13 protein-coding genes are annotated in these 15,593 nt (G+C 66.8%); 6 read left to right on the plus strand and 7 right to left on the minus strand.

Annotation, left to right across the window (positions count from 1 at the left end; genetic code table 11):
- Positions 1 to 33: 33 nt before the first annotated feature.
- Together AC5P7I_RS18195 and typA are read right to left on the minus strand one after the other, a co-directional pair.
- A complete protein-coding gene (locus AC5P7I_RS18195) occupies positions 34 to 501 on the minus strand; it encodes a DUF2127 domain-containing protein (protein WP_032955872.1) in 468 nt (155 codons plus the stop codon).
- Between the two features lie 11 nt (positions 502 to 512).
- Positions 513 to 2,360 carry a translational GTPase TypA gene (gene typA, locus AC5P7I_RS18200; RefSeq protein WP_046429077.1) on the minus strand — a complete coding sequence of 616 codons (1,848 nt, stop codon included), beginning with the start codon at positions 2,358 to 2,360 and terminating at the stop codon, positions 513 to 515.
- 273 nt (positions 2,361 to 2,633) lie between these two features.
- Here typA and AC5P7I_RS18205 point away from each other — a divergent pair, with 273 nt between their 5' ends.
- From AC5P7I_RS18205 to AC5P7I_RS18230, 6 genes are all read left to right on the plus strand, one after another.
- Entirely contained in the window at positions 2,634 to 3,125 is a 492-nt protein-coding gene (locus AC5P7I_RS18205) for a peptidylprolyl isomerase (RefSeq protein WP_005408225.1), read from the plus strand.
- 118 nt (positions 3,126 to 3,243) lie between these two features.
- Positions 3,244 to 4,230, plus strand: coding sequence for a malate dehydrogenase (locus tag AC5P7I_RS18210; protein ID WP_262088326.1), 987 nt, complete (start codon positions 3,244 to 3,246; stop codon positions 4,228 to 4,230).
- Positions 4,231 to 4,388: 158 nt separating this feature from the next.
- On the plus strand, positions 4,389 to 5,003 hold the full coding sequence (locus tag AC5P7I_RS18215) for an RluA family pseudouridine synthase (protein ID WP_032955877.1): 615 nt from the start codon (positions 4,389 to 4,391) through the stop codon (positions 5,001 to 5,003).
- 687 nt (positions 5,004 to 5,690) lie between these two features.
- Positions 5,691 to 7,571 (plus strand): propionate--CoA ligase, encoded by a 1,881-nt coding sequence (gene prpE / locus AC5P7I_RS18220; protein ID WP_014646065.1) that lies wholly within the window; start codon positions 5,691 to 5,693, stop codon positions 7,569 to 7,571.
- A gap of 215 nt (positions 7,572 to 7,786) precedes the next feature.
- Positions 7,787 to 8,290: a hypothetical protein gene (locus AC5P7I_RS18225; protein ID WP_046429081.1), complete on the plus strand. Its 504-nt coding sequence runs from the start codon at positions 7,787 to 7,789 to the stop codon at positions 8,288 to 8,290.
- Positions 8,291 to 8,336: 46 nt separating this feature from the next.
- The gene (locus tag AC5P7I_RS18230) at positions 8,337 to 9,392 is read left to right on the plus strand and encodes a suppressor of fused domain protein (RefSeq protein ID WP_262088325.1); all 1,056 of its coding nucleotides are present in this window, start codon (positions 8,337 to 8,339) and stop codon (positions 9,390 to 9,392) included.
- Positions 9,393 to 9,512: 120 nt separating this feature from the next.
- Here AC5P7I_RS18230 and AC5P7I_RS18235 read toward each other — a convergent pair whose 3' ends face one another.
- The 5 genes from AC5P7I_RS18235 to AC5P7I_RS18255 form a co-directional block, all read right to left on the minus strand.
- Complete coding sequence (locus tag AC5P7I_RS18235; protein ID WP_032955882.1) at positions 9,513 to 10,124, minus strand: glutathione S-transferase N-terminal domain-containing protein; 612 nt, start codon at positions 10,122 to 10,124, stop codon at positions 9,513 to 9,515.
- An 84-nt stretch (positions 10,125 to 10,208) separates the two neighbouring features.
- Positions 10,209 to 10,667 (minus strand): cell wall hydrolase, encoded by a 459-nt coding sequence (locus AC5P7I_RS18240; RefSeq protein WP_004154513.1) that lies wholly within the window; start codon positions 10,665 to 10,667, stop codon positions 10,209 to 10,211.
- A gap of 296 nt (positions 10,668 to 10,963) precedes the next feature.
- On the minus strand, positions 10,964 to 12,994 hold the full coding sequence (locus AC5P7I_RS18245; RefSeq protein WP_262088324.1) for an FAD-dependent oxidoreductase: 2,031 nt from the start codon (positions 12,992 to 12,994) through the stop codon (positions 10,964 to 10,966).
- Positions 12,995 to 13,401: 407 nt separating this feature from the next.
- Positions 13,402 to 14,031 carry a membrane protein YczE gene (gene yczE, locus AC5P7I_RS18250; protein ID WP_014646070.1) on the minus strand — a complete coding sequence of 210 codons (630 nt, stop codon included), beginning with the start codon at positions 14,029 to 14,031 and terminating at the stop codon, positions 13,402 to 13,404.
- Between the two features lie 195 nt (positions 14,032 to 14,226).
- On the minus strand, positions 14,227 to 15,246 hold the full coding sequence (locus tag AC5P7I_RS18255) for a zinc-binding alcohol dehydrogenase family protein (protein WP_046429091.1): 1,020 nt from the start codon (positions 15,244 to 15,246) through the stop codon (positions 14,227 to 14,229).
- Positions 15,247 to 15,593 lie beyond the last annotated feature (347 nt).

Below are 15,593 nucleotides of genomic sequence, written 5' to 3' on the forward strand. Positions count from 1 at the left end.
TTGGTCGGCTCCAATCCCCAGTGTAGCCGGTGCTCAGCGGTGGCGCTTGCGCAGGTCGCGGGCGAGGACGTAGACCACGATCAGGTTGATCGCCAGGATCGTCCACGATGGCCAGCCGGGATGGCGGATGATCGCGAAGATGTCAAAAGGCAGGTACAGGGAGGCGGTCAGGCAGCCCAGCCAGGAGGCCCAGGCCTTGGCCCGCCACAGGCCCCAGGCTTCGACCAGGTGCAGCAGGCCGTAGCCGATCATCCCCGCCGCGGCCAGGTGGACCGCGTCGGGGCTGATCATGTGCAGCAGCGAGGGCAGGGTGCCATGGTCCGGATCCAGGCTGAAACGCCGGATCAGGACCATGATGCCGTGCCGCAGCGGCTGCGGTCCGAGCACTTCCAGCCCGGTGGCGGCCAACAGCGCCAGCATCGCCTTGCTCGCTTCGAGCAGGGCGATGACGTGGAGGCCCGGATGCCGGTGCGGATCCGGGTTGTAGCCGCTCTGGTCCACGGGGTGCTGGCTCAGCCGCCGCGCGAAGCCTTCTTGCGGTCGCTTTCGGTCAGGAACTTCTTGCGCAGACGGATCTCCTTGGGGGTGATCTCGACCAGCTCGTCGTCTTCGATGAAGTCCAGGGCCTGTTCCAGCGAGTACTTGATCGCCGGGGTCAGCTGGATCGCGTCGTCCTTGCCCGAAGCGCGCATGTTGGTCAGCGGCTTGGTCTTGATCGCGTTGACGGTCAGATCGTTGTCCTTGGAGTGGATGCCGACCAGCTGGCCTTCATACACGTTGTCGCCTTCGGCAGCGAAGAGCTTGCCGCGCTCCTGCAGCGGACCCAGCGAGTAGGCGGGAGTGACGCCCGGCGCATTGGCGATCATCACGCCGTTGATGCGCTTGGCGATCGCACCCTGTTCCTTCGGACCGTAATGGTCGAACACGTGGAACAGCAGGCCCGAACCCTGGGTCAGGGTCTTGAACTCGTTCTGGAAACCGATCAGGCCACGGGCCGGGATCTGGTATTCCAGGCGCACACGGCCCTTGCCGTCCGGTTCCATGTTCTTCAGCTGGCCCTTGCGGGTACCCAGCTTTTCCATCACGCCGCCCTGGTGGATTTCTTCGATGTCCACCACCAGCTGCTCGATCGGCTCCATCATCTGGCCGTCGATTTCCTTGATGATCACTTCCGGGCGCGACACCGCCAGCTCGTAGCCTTCACGGCGCATGTTCTCGATCAGCACCGACAGGTGCAGTTCGCCGCGGCCGGAGACCAGGAACTTGTCGGCGTCTTCCAGCTGTTCGACCTTCAGTGCCACGTTGTGGACCTGCTCGCGGTCCAGGCGGTCCTTGATCTGGCGGCTGGTCAGGAACTTGCCACCGGACAGGTCCTTGTTGCCGGCGAACGGCGAGTTGTTGACCTGGAAGGTCATCGAGATGGTCGGCTCGTCGACGGTCAGCGCCGGCAGGGCTTCGGGGGTATCCGGGTGGCACAGGGTGTCGGAGATGGTCAGCTCCGGAATGCCGGAGATGGCCACGATGTCACCGGCCTCGGCCGTCTCCTGCTCGATGCGCTCCAGGCCCAGGAAGCCCAGCACCTGGGCGACCTTGCCGTTGCGCTTCTTGCCTTCACGGTCGATGACGGCGACCTGCATGTTTTTCTTCAGGGTGCCGCGCTGGATGCGGCCGATGCCGATCACGCCCACGAAGTTGTTGTAGTCCAGCTGGCTGATGCGCATCTGGAACGGGCCTTCCGGGTCCACTTCCGGACGCGGGGCGTGCTGCATGATCGCTTCGTACAGCGGGGTCATGTCGCCGTCGCGCACGGTGTCTTCCAGGCCGGCGTAGCCGTTCAGGGCCGAGGCGTAGACGATCGGGAAGTCCAGCTGCTCATTGGTGGCGCCGAGCTTGTCGAACAGGTCGAAGACCTGGTCGATCACCCATTCCGGACGCGCGCCCGGACGGTCGATCTTGTTGACCACGACGATCGGCTTGAAGCCCATCGCGAAGGCCTTCTGGGTGACGAAGCGGGTCTGCGGCATCGGGCCGTCCATCGCATCGACCAGGATCAGCACGGTGTCGACCATCGACAGCACGCGCTCGACCTCACCACCGAAGTCGGCGTGGCCGGGGGTGTCGACGATGTTGATCCGGTTCTTGATGCCGGTCTTCTTGTCTTCCCAGGTGATGGCGGTGTTCTTGGCCAGGATGGTAATGCCGCGTTCCTTTTCCTGGTCGTTGCTGTCCATCACGCGCTCGGCGAGGACGGTACGCTCGGACAGGGTGCCGGACTGCTTCAGCAGCTGGTCGACCAGGGTGGTCTTGCCATGGTCGACGTGGGCGACGATGGCGATGTTGCGAAGATTTTCGATGGACATACGAAAGGGGGCCAGTCGGCGCCGGATTTGGAAAAAGAAGTCCAACATTATACGTCGAACTTGACGATTCGCGAAAAGGTGGATTTCACGCCTGTCATGGGGCCCATTCAGCTGGGCATCCGCCGCCCCGGCCGGGGCCGCCAGGACCCGGCTGCGCGGCTCCCCGTCCGGGGGCTGAAGCGGGGCGCTTCACCAATGGTCGAAGCCGCCGCCGACACGAGGCGGGTGTAAACTAGGTGGCTAGACGCATTCCCCTTTGCATCAAGGATCTTCATGTCCCTCATCGCCACTTTCGACACCACCCAGGGCCCGATCAAGGTCGAGCTGTTCGCCGACAAGGCACCGCTGACCGTGGCCAACTTCGTGAACCTGGTCAAGCACGGCTTCTATGACGGCCTGATCTTCCACCGCGTTATCGCCGACTTCATGATCCAGGGCGGCTGCCCGCAGGGTCGTGGCACCGGCGGCCCGGGCTACAAGTTCGAAGACGAGAAGAATGGCGTGAAGCACGAGGTCGGCTCGCTGTCGATGGCCAACGCCGGCCCGAACACCAACGGCAGCCAGTTCTTCATCACCCACATCAAGACCGATTGGCTGGACGGCCGCCACACCGTCTTCGGCAAGGTCCTGGAAGGCCAGGCGATCGTCGATTCGGTCAAGCAGGGCGACGTGATCCATTCGATTACCCTGGAAGGCGACGTCGACGCCGTGCTGGCCGCCCAGGCCGACCGCGTCGCGGAGTGGAACAAGCACCTCGCCGCCTGATCCCCCTTCGAAACGGCCACCCACGGGTGGCCGTTTCCCTGTTCCCCGCCGCCCGCCAGGCCTGCGTGGCTCTGCCCGCGGCGTCCCATCAAACGCTTGCAAGCAAGAGGAAACCCCCATGAAAGCACCCGTTCGTGTTGCCGTGACCGGCGCCGCCGGCCAGATCGGTTATGCCCTGCTGTTCCGCATCGCCTCCGGCGAAATGCTGGGCAAGGACCAGCCGGTCATCCTGCAGCTGCTGGAACTGCCGGTCGACAAGGCCCAGGCCGCCCTGAAGGGCGTGATGATGGAGCTGGAAGACTGCGCCTTCCCGCTGCTGGCCGGCATGGTCGGCAGCGATGATGCCGAAGTTGCGTTCAAGGACGCCGACATCGCCCTGCTGGTTGGCGCACGTCCGCGTGGCCCGGGCATGGAGCGCAAGGACCTGCTGCTGGAAAACGCCAAGATCTTCACCGCCCAGGGCGCGGCGCTGAACAAGGTCGCCAGCCGTGACGTGAAGGTGCTGGTGGTCGGCAACCCGGCCAACACCAATGCCTACATCGCCATGAAGTCGGCCCCGGACCTGAAGCCGGAAAACTTCACCGCCATGCTGCGCCTGGACCACAACCGCGCGCTGAGCCAGCTGTCGACCAAGCTCGGCAAGCCGGTCGGTGGCATGGAGAAGCTGGTCGTGTGGGGCAACCACAGCCCGACCATGTACCCGGACTACCGTTTCGCCACCGCCGATGGCGCGTCGATCGCCGATGCGATCAACGACCAGGAATGGAACGCCAACACCTTCATCCCGACCGTGGGCAAGCGCGGCGCGGCGATCATCGAAGCCCGTGGCTCGTCCTCGGCCGCTTCGGCCGCCAACGCTGCCATCGACCACGTGCGTGACTGGGTGCTGGGCAGCAACGGCAAGTGGGTCACCATGGGCGTGCCGTCCGACGGTTCCTACGGCATTCCGGAAGGCGTGATCTTCGGCTTCGCAGTGACCACCGAGAACGGCAAGTACACCCTGGTGAAGGATCTGCCGATCGACGACTTCAGCCAGAAGTACATCGACAAGACCCTGGCCGAGCTGGAAGAAGAGCGCGCCGGCGTTGCCCACCTGCTGGGCTGATGCAGGCGGTACCGGCTCGAGCCGGTACCTCTTTCATCAAGGTAGGTGTCGACCGCTGGTCGGTACATTCCCATCGAGGTAGGTACCGACCGTTGGTCGGTACGCAGAACGGGGAAGCTTCGGCTTCCCCGTTTCTGTTTGGACGGATACGGAGCCGCATGATCCACCTGCATTACATCGACGACGCGCTGCTGGTGGCCGAGAAGCCGGCCGGCCTGCTGTCCGTGCCCGGCCGCGGCGCCGAGAACCAGGATTGCGTGGTCGCGCGCCTGCAGGCGCTGTACCCGGATGCGTTGACCGTGCACCGCCTGGACCAGGTGACCTCCGGCCTGCTGCTGCATGCGCGCGGCAAGGACATGCAGGTGGCGTTGTCGATGCAGTTCGAGCAGCGCCAGGTCGGCAAGCGTTATGAAGCGATCGTGGAGGGGCTGCTTGAAGGCGATGCCGGCGACGTGGACCTGCCACTGATCGTGGACTGGCCAAACCGGCCGAAGCAGATGATCGATCACGAACGCGGCAAGCCGGCGCTGACGCGCTGGCGCGTAATGGCGCGTGATGCCGAAGCGCAGCGCACGCGCGTGGCGCTGGAGCCGGTTACTGGCCGCAGCCATCAACTGCGCCTGCACATGGCCAGTCTCGGCCATCCCATCGTTGGCGATGTGCTGTATGACGCCGCGCCTGCGCAGCGCGTGCATCTGCATGCGCGCAGCCTGCGGTTCACCCACCCGGTGACGGGCGAGGCGCTCGCGTTCGAGTCCGCCACTCCGTTCTAGGGGTTCGGCAGGGCTTGCAGCCCTGCATCTGCTACGAACCGGAGCAACGTCAAAGGCCAAGGCGGCTCTGGTCTTCTGCTTGCTGGGCGGGGCGGTGTGGGTTGGCAGGACACGCCGTAAACCCCCCTCCGGGGGCCGGCCCAGCCGCTGGCGGCTGTGCGTTCGGGCGCTTGCAAAGCAGTGCTTCGCAAGCAAAGCGCCCTCACCCATGGCGCCAACGGTCCTGCCAACCCACACCGCCCCACCCCCGACAGATTCCTGCGGCGGTTGGTAACGGCTGTCGCTGTTGGTCTTGGTAGGTGTCGACCTTGGTCGACACGATTTTTCTGTCAGATATCGAATTGAATATTGAATCTGGGGATCCGACCCCGTGCTCCGACAGATCGCGGAAGTCTGTCGAAGGCGGGGTGGGTCCGGTTGCGGGGGCGTGAGCCGCATGGATGCGGCGACCGAGCCTCCATGGACGGATTCACGGCGTCCCCCGCAACCGGACCCACCTCGCCATCCCACGGGAAACCCGCTGTTGCTTCGGCTGTTGCTTCTGAGGTTGCCGGCCAGCGGCCGGCACTACCGCAGGTGCAGGGCGCAGCCCTGCATGAAAACCCCACCCCCTACCAAGGTAGGGCGGCCCGCGCGGCAGCGCCGGACTATCCTCGAACCCATGACTTTGTCTGGGAGGGCTGCGTCATGAACTACGAGGAAACCTACCGTCGCTCGATCGACGAGCCGGAGGCCTTCTGGGGCGAGGAAGCCAAGCGCATCCATTGGCACAAACCGCCGCAGCAGGTACTCGACTACAGCAACCCGCCGTTCCGGCGCTGGTTTGTCGGCGGTGAAACCAATCTCTGCTACAACGCCGTCGACCGCCATCTGGCCGAGCGCGCCGACCAGCTCGCGCTGGTTGCCATTTCCACCGAGACCAGCAGCACCCGCGAGATCACCTATCGCCAGCTGTATCGGGAAGTGAACGACTTCGCTGCCGTGCTCAAGCACCTCGGCGTCGGTCACGGTGACCGTGTGGTGATCTACATGCCGAACATGGCCGAAGCCGTGTTCGCGATGCTGGCCTGCGCGCGCATCGGTGCGGTGCATTCGGTGGTGTTCGGTGGCTTCGCCGCGCACAACCTGGCGCTGCGCATCGATGATGCCAAGCCGAAGCTGCTGATCGCCGCCGATGCCGGCATGCGCGGTGGCAAGCTGATTCCGTACAAGCCGATGGTCGATGCAGCCTGCGCCGAAGCCACGTCGCCACCGCCGCACGTGCTGATCGTGTCGCGCGGACTGGATGCCGCCGAACCACGCGTGCCGGGCCGCGATGTGGAGTACGCCGCGCTGCGTGCGCAGATCGGTGAGGTCGACGTGCCGGTGCAGTGGCTGGAATCGAGCGAGCCGAGCTACCTGTTGTATACCTCGGGCACCACCGGCAAGCCGAAGGGCGTGCAGCGCGATGTCGGCGGCTACGCGGTGGCGATGGCACAGTCGATGGAAACCGTCTTCGACTGCAGGCCGGGGCAGGTGATGTTCTCCACGTCCGATGTCGGCTGGGCGGTAGGCCATTCCTACAATGTGTACGGCCCGCTGATCGGCGGCTGCACCTCGCTGCTGTACGAAGGGCTGCCGACCAACCCGGACCCGGGCATCTGGTGGGCGCTGTGCGAGCAGTACAACGTGCGCACGATGTTCTCGTCCCCCACTGCCATCCGCGTGCTGAAGAAGCACGATGCGGACTTCATCCATCGCCACGACCTGCGCGCGCTGAAATACCTGTTCCTGGCCGGCGAGCCGCTGGACGAACCGACCGCGCACTGGATCAGCGAAGCGCTCGGCAAGCCGATCATCGACAACTACTGGCAGACCGAGACCGGCTGGCCGGCGCTGACCCTGCTGCCGGGCCTGGAGATGAAGCCGGTGCGCTTCGGTTCGCCGGGCTTCCCCAACCTCGGCTACCGGATGAAGGTGATCGACGAGAACACCGGCGAGGAAGTCGCACCGGGGCAGAAGGGGGTGCTGGTGGTGTCGCCACCGTTGCCGCCGGGCTGCATGAGCACGGTGTGGAACGACGACAACCGTTTCCTGCAGAGCTACTTCAGCCACTTCAAGGAACTGCTGTACAGCTCGCTGGACTGGGCAATCCGCGACGACGATGGCTACACCTTCATCCTCGGCCGTACCGATGATGTGATCAACGTGGCCGGGCACCGGCTGGGCACGCGCGAGATCGAAGAGGCCATTTCGAGCCACCCGCGCGTGGCCGAGGCTGCCGTGATCGGGGTCAAGGACGAATTGAAGGGGCAGGTGCCGCTGGTGTTCGTCACCCTCAAGCAGGGCCTGGATGGCGAGGATCCGGCGCAAGTGGTGGCCGAGATGATGGCCACGGTGACCACCTCGCTCGGCGCAGTGGCCCGCCCGGCGCACGTGCACGTGGTCAACGCGCTGCCCAAGACCCGTTCGGGCAAGCTGCTGCGGCGCTCGTTGCAGGCGCTGGCCGAGCAGCGCGACCCGGGTGACCTGTCGACGCTGGACGACCCCGGCGCGCTGGAGGAGATCCGCCGGGCGCTGGGCCGTTGATCCGGTCGTGCCGGCCACTGGCCGGCACCCCCATCCACCCCGAGGTTGCCGGCCAGCGGCCGGCACTACCCGCAGTACTTGCGCTAAGCTCGGCCTGTCATCGACCTGCAATACGCGGCTCGCGCCGGGGAACGCGCGTGCCGTCCGGAGATGGCAACACAGGGGGCGTGCCTGCGAGGGCGCGCCGGCATTGCGCATCGAGCGAGGGGGAGGCAATGGCATTGCTGCACGCCAAGACGGCTGCTGGCCGTCAGGAAATCGAAGACCGTAGCCGGCGCCTGCCGGCGGCACTGCGTTCGATCCTGCTGATGGTCGATGGCCATCGCAACGACACCGAACTGCGTGGCCTGTTCGAAGGCCTGCGGGCACCACCGGACGCGCTGGAGCAATTGTCAGCACAGGGCCTGATCGAAGTGATCGGCGGAAGCGCAGAGGTGGCGCCGGCGCGCGGCATCAGCACCGGGCGCGAACAGGACCCGGCGCTGTACCAGCAGTTGTACGACGCGATGAGCGAGGCGGTGCGCCGCCACCTGGGCCTGAAGGGCTACTTCATGCAGTTGAAGATCGAACGCTGCACCGACGCGCTGGCGCTGGAGCGCTTGTGCCCGGAGTTGCTGGCGGCGGTGGGCAAGGCACGCAGCCCGGCATTGGCGCAGCGCTGGTGGCAGGAAACCCAGTCGGCGGTGCTGAACGCTGGCAGTGAGGTCGTGCAGGCCTGAGCCACCGCGTAAAGTGATCGGTTCACTTCCCTACAAGGAGTCCCGCGTGCAGGACGACCACGACGACACCGACACCCCAGGCTGGGACGCGATCAATGCGGCGCTGGCGCCGCTGTATGCCGGCCAGGAGCCGCGCCACTTCGGCACCGCGCTTCCGTACACGCTCGGTGGCCAGGATCCACTGGATGGCATCAGCGTGTACTGGGCGGATGCGCCGGTACCGCACTGGCATTACATCACCTACGGCTTCTCCGAGCTGTACGCCAAGGAGAGCAGTGATGCAGATGCCAGCGGTTATGGCTTCGAGCTGACCTTCCGTCTGGCTGCCGAGGCCGGTGAGAACGCCGGCAGCACCCCGCCGGTGTGGCCGATGAACCTGCTGCAGAACCTGGCGCGTTACGTGTTCGGCAGTGGCAACGTGTTCGAGGATGGCCATCACCTCAACGCCAACGGTCCGATCGCGCTGGAGACCGGCACGCGGCTGTGCCATCTGGCCTTCATTGCGGACCCGCAGTTGCCGGCGCGGGACACGGCCAACGGCCATCTGCAGTTCCTGCAGCTGGTCGGATTGACCGATGAGGAGATGGAGGCGGTCAAGCGCTGGTCGACGCGTGGCGTGCTGCAGGCGCTGCTGCCGGCGATGCCGCTGTGGATCAGCGATCTGCATCGCGACAACCTGCTGGAGGACCCTGCGCTGGCACAGCGGGTGCAGGCCGGCAGCGAACGCGAGGGTTCCAGCACCGGCATGCTGTTCATCGAGACCCTGGACTGGCGGCAGGAGGCGGGCGTCACCACGCTGGTGCTCGGCGCCGGTCAGGTCGCCAGCGTGTGCGAACTGTTGCCGCTGCGCCTGCGCCACGGCAAATCGCTGGAACTGGCCAGCCGCGAGCGGCAGTGGGAGTTCATCGCGCATGGGGGCGGTGAAGCGGCGGACGTATCCGCCGACAGCGCGCGCTGGTCACTGGACGAGGCGGGCCTGCAGGCCCTGGCAGGGGTGCGCGCCGAGCGCGGGGTTTATCCGCTGGCGGGGGCGCTGCGCATCGAAGTGGTGCCGACCTACCTGCGCGATGCCAAGGGGGAAGTGATCCGCCAGATCGGCTGATCGCGCGAATGATATCGAGGGGGTCGGAGCCGCCTGCGGCGCAGGCGGATCCGACCCCGTCTGGTGGCCGGTGGGGTCAGATCCGTCCGCCACGCGAACGGCTCTGACCCCTGACCAAGGTCAGGCCAGGCCTTCGGCCTTCAGCGCGGCCTGCACGCCGGCATCGGCATCCATGCGTGCCTTGTAGGCGGCCAGATTGTCCAGGCCCGACAGGTCGACCTTGGTGCCGGCGGCCCAGCGCAGGGTGATGTAGAAGTACGGGTCGGCGAAGCTGCGGAAGCCGGCCAGCCAGGGCTTGTCGGCCAGCTGCCTGTCGGCGGTCTCGAACAGGCCACGCAGGCGCTTGTGCGCGGCGGCGCGGATCGCGTCGTACTGGCCTTCGTCGGCAATGAACTTGCCCGGCGCGAACAGCGGCGAGAAGGCCGGGTGCACGTCGGAATTGACGAACGCCAGCCAGCGGGTGGCTTCGGCGCGCTGGCGCGGGCTGCCGTCACCGCCGAGGCCGGCCTGCGGGAAGCGATCGGCGATGTAGCCCATGATCGCGGCGTTCTGCAGCAGCACGAAGTCGCCGTCGACCAGCGCGGGAACGGCACCGGCCGGATTGATCTTGAGGAATTCCGGACCCTTCAGGGTGTCCTTGTTCAGCAGTTCAACCTCGAACGGCTGGCCGGTCCACTGCAGGGCGATGTGGTCGGCGGTGGAACAGGCACCGGGCTTGCTGTACAGCTTCATGGGAACTCCAGGTGATGCGGGCGGGAAACGCCCACTATCCCAGAGCCTGCCGGCAGGCGGCAACGCTGCCGCCGGCACGGATCGTTACGACTGCCGCGGCTTGAGGTTCTGCACCTTATAGAAGGTGTGATCGCCGATGGTGGCCACCTGGTAGGCATTGCGCCAGTTCGGGCTGGCGATGGACAGCGCGGCGAAGTGGCTGGCACCGGGCACGATCTCGCGGCGCTCGCCAGCCGGCAGCGCCCAGTTGCGCTCGGCGTCGAAGGCCACGTTCATTGCCTCGCTCCAGGCCGCGTCGTTGCCCAACTGGGTGCCGGGGGAGACGATGGTCGGTGCGAACTGCTTGCGCGCGGTGACCACCTGGCACATCGAGTCGCCCCACAGGCCACTGTCGAGACGGCGCAGGGCGACCTCGGCAACGGCTTGCTGGCCGCGCAGGGTCTGGTCGCGGGCTTCCAGGTAAACGGTGGTGCTCAAACACAGTGAATCAGCGGCCGGCTGCGGCAACAACTGCGACAGCCAGAGAATCCAGGCCAGTTTCATATAACTCCTTGCTCCGTATGGGCCGCACCCTCCGGTTCCGGCCGCAGGGCGACAGGAGGCGGGGTACGACTTGGCGTCATGGGGAGGCGGCCATCGGGGCCGCCCCGTGGGCAGCCCCAAAAGAAACGACCAGTACCGATCGTGGGGCTGCGCCGGCTCACCGGAAACTGGCTGGTGAGCGGAAAGATGGCGCAAGGTAGGGGGGCGTAGCCGAACGCATCGTGAACCGCTCGGCTTGACATTCAGGTTCAATGAGGGTGACGGAAATCACATTCCGCCCCCCATTCAGGCGCTCATCAGAGCGCGGCGGCAACCCGGCTGCCCTGGTCGATGGCGCGCTTGGCGTCGAGTTCTGCGGCCACGTCGGCACCGCCGATCAGCTGCGCGTTGATGCCGGCCGCCTGCAGTTCGGCCTGCAGCGCGCGGTTGGGTTCCTGCCCGGCGCAGATCACCACATGGTCGACCGGCAGCAGCTGTTCGCTGCCATCCACGCGGATGCGCAGGCCCGCGTCGTCCACGCCGAGGTACTCGACGCCACCGAGCATGCGCACGCCCTTGGCCTTCAGCGTGGCGCGATGGATCCAGCCGGTGGTCTTGCCCAGGCGCGCGCCGGGCTTGCCCGGGCTGCGCTGCAGCAGCCACAGCCGGCGCGGCGAGGTTTCAACCTCCGGCCTGGCCAGTGAGCCGCGGGCCTCGAAGGTGCTGTCCACGCCCCATTCGGCCATCCAGCGCTGCGGGTCGAGGGAGGGGGACTCGCCGGCGTGACTGAGGAATTCGCCGACATCGAAGCCGATGCCGCCGGCGCCGATGATCGCCGCACTGGCGCCCACTTCGACCCGGCCCAGCAGCACGTCCAGGTAGCTGACCACCTTGGCGTGATCGGCACCGGGGAAATCGACCTTGCGCGGGGTGATGCCGGTGGCCAGCACCACCTCGTCGAAGCCGGTCAGCTGGGCGGCATCGGCGCGGGTGCCGAGGCGCAGCTGCACACCGGTTTCGGCCAGTTTGTGGCGGAAGTAGCGCAGGGTCTCGTGGAACTCTTCCTTGCCGGGGATGCGCTTGGCCACGTTGAACTGGCCGCCGATCTCATCATTGGCGTCGAACAGGGTGACCTGGTGGCCACGCTGGGCAGCGACGGTGGCACAGGCCAGGCCGGCGGGGCCGGCACCGACCACCGCAACCTTCTTCGGCGCAGCGGTGGGGCGATAGACCAGCTCGGTCTCGTGCGCGGCGCGCGGATTGACCAGGCAGCTGGCCAGCTTGTTCTCGAACACGTGGTCCAGGCAGGCCTGGTTGCAGGCGATGCAGGTGTTGATCGCCTCCGCGCGGCCGGCACGGGCCTTGTTCGGCCACTGCGGGTCGGCCAGCAGCGGGCGTGCCAGCGACACCATGTCGGCGCCGCCAGCGGCGAGGATGCGCTCGGCGACGTCGGGCATGTTGATGCGGTTGGTCGCCACCAGCGGCACCTTCACATGCGGCTTGAGCTTGGCGGTGACCCCGGCGAAGGCAGCACGCGGCACCGAGGTGGCGATGGTCGGAATGCGCGCTTCGTGCCAGCCGATGCCGGAATTGATGATCGTTGCGCCGGCCGCCTCGATGGCCTGCGCCTGCTGCACGATTTCTTCCCAGCTGCTGCCGTCGTCGACCAGATCCACCAGCGACAGGCGATAGATGATGATGAAGTCCGGGCCGCAGGCCTCGCGGATGCGGCGTACGATCTCGACCGCGAAGCGCATGCGTTGGCGCGCGTCGCCGCCCCAGGCATCGGTGCGCTTGTTGGCGCGCGGGGCGATGAATTCGTTGATGAGGTAGCCCTCCGAGCCCATCACTTCCACGCCGTCGTAGCCGGCCTCGCGGGCCAGCTTGGCACTGCGTGCGTAATCGGCGATATGCCGGTCGACGCCGCTGGCCGACAACGCGCGCGGGGTGAACGGGTTGATCGGTGCCTTCAGCTTCGACGGTGCCACCGACAACGGGTGATAGGCGTAACGGCCTGCATGCAGCAGCTGCAGGCAGATCTTCGCGCCGTGCTGGTGCGCGGCGGCGGTGAGCTGGCGGTGCGGCCGCACTTCCCAGGGCCAGGACAGCTTGCCGCCGAACGGCTTCAGCCAGCCGACCACATTCGGTGCGAAGCCGCCGGTGACGATCAGGCCGACGCCGCCCTCGGCGCGCTCGGCGAAGTAGGCCGCCAGCCGCGGGAAGTCGCGGGCGCGATCCTCCAGGCCGGTGTGCATCGAGCCCATCAATACGCGGTTGCGCAGTTGGGTGAAGCCCAGGTCCAGCGGGGCGAACAGATGGGGATAGGCGCTTTCGTTGGCTGGCGACATGGTCGATACGCTTGCGTACGGAAGCGCGAAGCGTGCCGCGAAACGGCGGCCGGGGCAAGGGCCGCTGGATGGCGCCGGCGCTGCCCCCGAACTCCGGGGGCGGTAGTGCCGGCCGCTGGCCGGGTACGCTCGGCACATGCGTGCTGTCGCTCCCGCGTTTCGCTGCGCGAATCGAGGGCCCCACTTACCGGCCTCCACCCCCCGCGCCTGCGGCGCTGCCCCCGAACTCCGGGGGCGGTAGTGCCGGCCGCTGGCCGGGTACGCTCGGCACATGCGTGCTGTCGCTCCCGCGTTTCGCTGCGCGAATCGCGGGCCCCACTTACCGGCCTCCACCCCCCCGCGCCTGCGGCGCTGCCCCCGAACTCCGGGGGCGGTAGTGCCGGCCGCTGGCCGGCATTCGGGGCAGCTCAGGGTGATTGCGGCTGCCGGGCAGCGGCGGGTACGACCGGGGGGCGGCCGATCCCAAACCAGCCCAGCGTGACGCCGCACAGCGGGCCGATCAGCAGGGCGAAGGCGAGGGTGCCGAGGCCGACATTGCCGCCCAGCCACCAGCCCAGCAGCAATACGCTGCCTTCGATCAGGCTGCGCACCTTCCAGATCGGCCAACCGGTGCGGGCATGCAAGCCAGTCATCAAGCCATCGCGCGGTCCCGGGCCGAGGCGGGCGCCGATGTACAGGCCGGTGGCCAGCGCGACCAGCAGCATGCCTGCACAGAACATCGCCAGCTGCCAGCCCACGCCGATGGCCGGTGGCAGCAGCCACAACCCGAACTGTGCGGAGGGACCGATCAGCATCACGTTGAGCACCGTGCCGACGCCCGGCTTCTGGCGCAGTGGCCACCACAGCAACAGCACCAGTGCGCCGATGACATTGGTCGCCAGCCCGAAGGACAGCGGCGTCTGTGCGGCGATGCCCTGCGACAGCACGTCCCAGGGCGCCACGCCGATGGCGGCACGGATCATCAGCGAGGCACCGAAGCCATACAGGAACAGGCCGGTGATCAGTTGCAGCAGGCGCAGGGGCAGGGCGGTAGGCATGGTGGGCTCGGGGGAGGGGAGATCTGTTTCCACCGTATCCCTGATTTCCTTGAGCCCATAGATACAGATCCCAGCCAATCCGCTAGTACAGGCAGCGCCGATCCTGCAGGCTGGCGGTTGAGCAGGGCCGCGCCCGTGCTCTGCTGGTGGCGGCAGGCGTAGCAGCCTGGCGTGGGCTCGGCCTACATCACGGCGTCAGTTGTCCCAGCCCACCAGCGCCAGCTTGCCCACCGTGTGCCCGCTGGCCAGGCGCTGATGCGCGATGTCCAGGTTGGCCGCATTGATCGTGCCCAGCGTTTCACTGAGCGTGCCACGCAGCTGGCCGGCATCGATCATGCTGGCGGCGCGGCTGAGGATGCGATGCTGTTCGATGCAGTCGGCGGTGGCGAAGCGCGAGCGCGCGAACATGAACTCCCAATGGATGCCGATGCATTTGGCCTTGTACGGATCGCCGATGCGCAGTGCGCCACGCGGCTCCACGATCAGGCCGACATGGCCCTGTGGTGCCAGCAGCTGGCCCAGTTCGTCCCAGTAGTGATCGGTGTCGGCCAGGTTGAGCGCCACCTGCACTGCGTCGATGCCCAGTGCCTGCAGCTGGGGCTGCAGCGGCTGCCGATGGTCGATCACATGCGTGGCCCCCATCTGCCGGCACCAGTCGATCGAGGCCTCGCGCGAGGCGGTGGCGATCACCTCGAAGCCGGCATGGCGGGCCAGCTGGATCGCCATCGAGCCCACGCCTCCCGCACCGCCGATCACCAGCAGGTGCTGGCCGCCATGGCGGCGATCATCCAGGTGCAGCGGCATGCGCTGGAACAACAGCTCCCAGGCGGTCAGCGTGGTCAGGGGTAGTGCGGCGGCTTCGGCGAAATCGAGCGTGCTCGGCTTGCGGGCGACCAGGCGCTCGTCCACCCACTGGTACTGGGCGTTGCAGCCCGGCCGGGTAACGTCACCGGCGAAGTAGACCTCGTCACCGGAGGCGAACAGGCTGGCCTCGTCACCGATGGCTTCGACCACACCGGCGGCGTCCCAGCCGAGCACCCGGGGAACCTCAAGGGTGGCCGGATCGGTAGCGGCCCGCTGCTTGCCATCGACGGGGTTGACCGATACCGCTTCGATCCGCACCAGCAGATCGCGGCCGCGAGGAGGCAGCGGCGGCGGCAGCAGGACATCACGCAGGGCGGGTGCGTATTCACGACTCAGGGCGACGGCTTTCATCACGGCTCCGGCTGGGTTCGTGATCCCATCATAAGGTTCCTCACGTTTCCGCAAACCTGCTGAACCGTGCGATGCAATGTGCTGCGCAGTATGTCGGTTTTCGCGCTTAAACCCCGTCAAACCCTTGCAGCGTGTGGGTCTTGCGGATTTTCATCATCCTGTATAGGGTTTCAACGTCGGACCGGTCGACGGTCGGGCGCAACACTTCACATGTTACGGGACTGTTAACATGGCCTTCACCCGCCTGAGCATAATGTTCGCGGCGGTGGCGTGCTGAATCGGCTGTCGTACATCGACGCACTAGTGCTGGCCCATGCCTCTACCGGTTTCATACCCCCGAAATAGGA

The organism is Stenotrophomonas sp. YJH_SMC_138 (assembly GCF_059369855.1).

Excerpts from the sequence above, each read along its gene's own strand:
- typA (WP_046429077.1), bottom strand. The coding sequence starts at position 2,360 with ATGTCCATCGAAAATCTTCGCAACATCGCCATCGTCGCCCACGTCGAC.
- AC5P7I_RS18205 (WP_005408225.1), top strand. The coding sequence starts at position 2,634 with ATGTCCCTCATCGCCACTTTCGACACCACCCAGGGCCCGATCAAGGTC.
- AC5P7I_RS18210 (WP_262088326.1), top strand. The coding sequence starts at position 3,244 with ATGAAAGCACCCGTTCGTGTTGCCGTGACCGGCGCCGCCGGCCAGATC.
- AC5P7I_RS18215 (WP_032955877.1), top strand. The coding sequence starts at position 4,389 with ATGATCCACCTGCATTACATCGACGACGCGCTGCTGGTGGCCGAGAAG.
- prpE (WP_014646065.1), top strand. The coding sequence starts at position 5,691 with ATGAACTACGAGGAAACCTACCGTCGCTCGATCGACGAGCCGGAGGCC.
- AC5P7I_RS18225 (WP_046429081.1), top strand. The coding sequence starts at position 7,787 with ATGGCATTGCTGCACGCCAAGACGGCTGCTGGCCGTCAGGAAATCGAA.
- AC5P7I_RS18235 (WP_032955882.1), bottom strand. The coding sequence starts at position 10,124 with ATGAAGCTGTACAGCAAGCCCGGTGCCTGTTCCACCGCCGACCACATC.
- AC5P7I_RS18240 (WP_004154513.1), bottom strand. The coding sequence starts at position 10,667 with ATGAAACTGGCCTGGATTCTCTGGCTGTCGCAGTTGTTGCCGCAGCCG.
- AC5P7I_RS18245 (WP_262088324.1), bottom strand. The coding sequence starts at position 12,994 with ATGTCGCCAGCCAACGAAAGCGCCTATCCCCATCTGTTCGCCCCGCTG.
- yczE (WP_014646070.1), bottom strand. The coding sequence starts at position 14,031 with ATGCCTACCGCCCTGCCCCTGCGCCTGCTGCAACTGATCACCGGCCTG.
- AC5P7I_RS18255 (WP_046429091.1), bottom strand. The coding sequence starts at position 15,246 with ATGAAAGCCGTCGCCCTGAGTCGTGAATACGCACCCGCCCTGCGTGAT.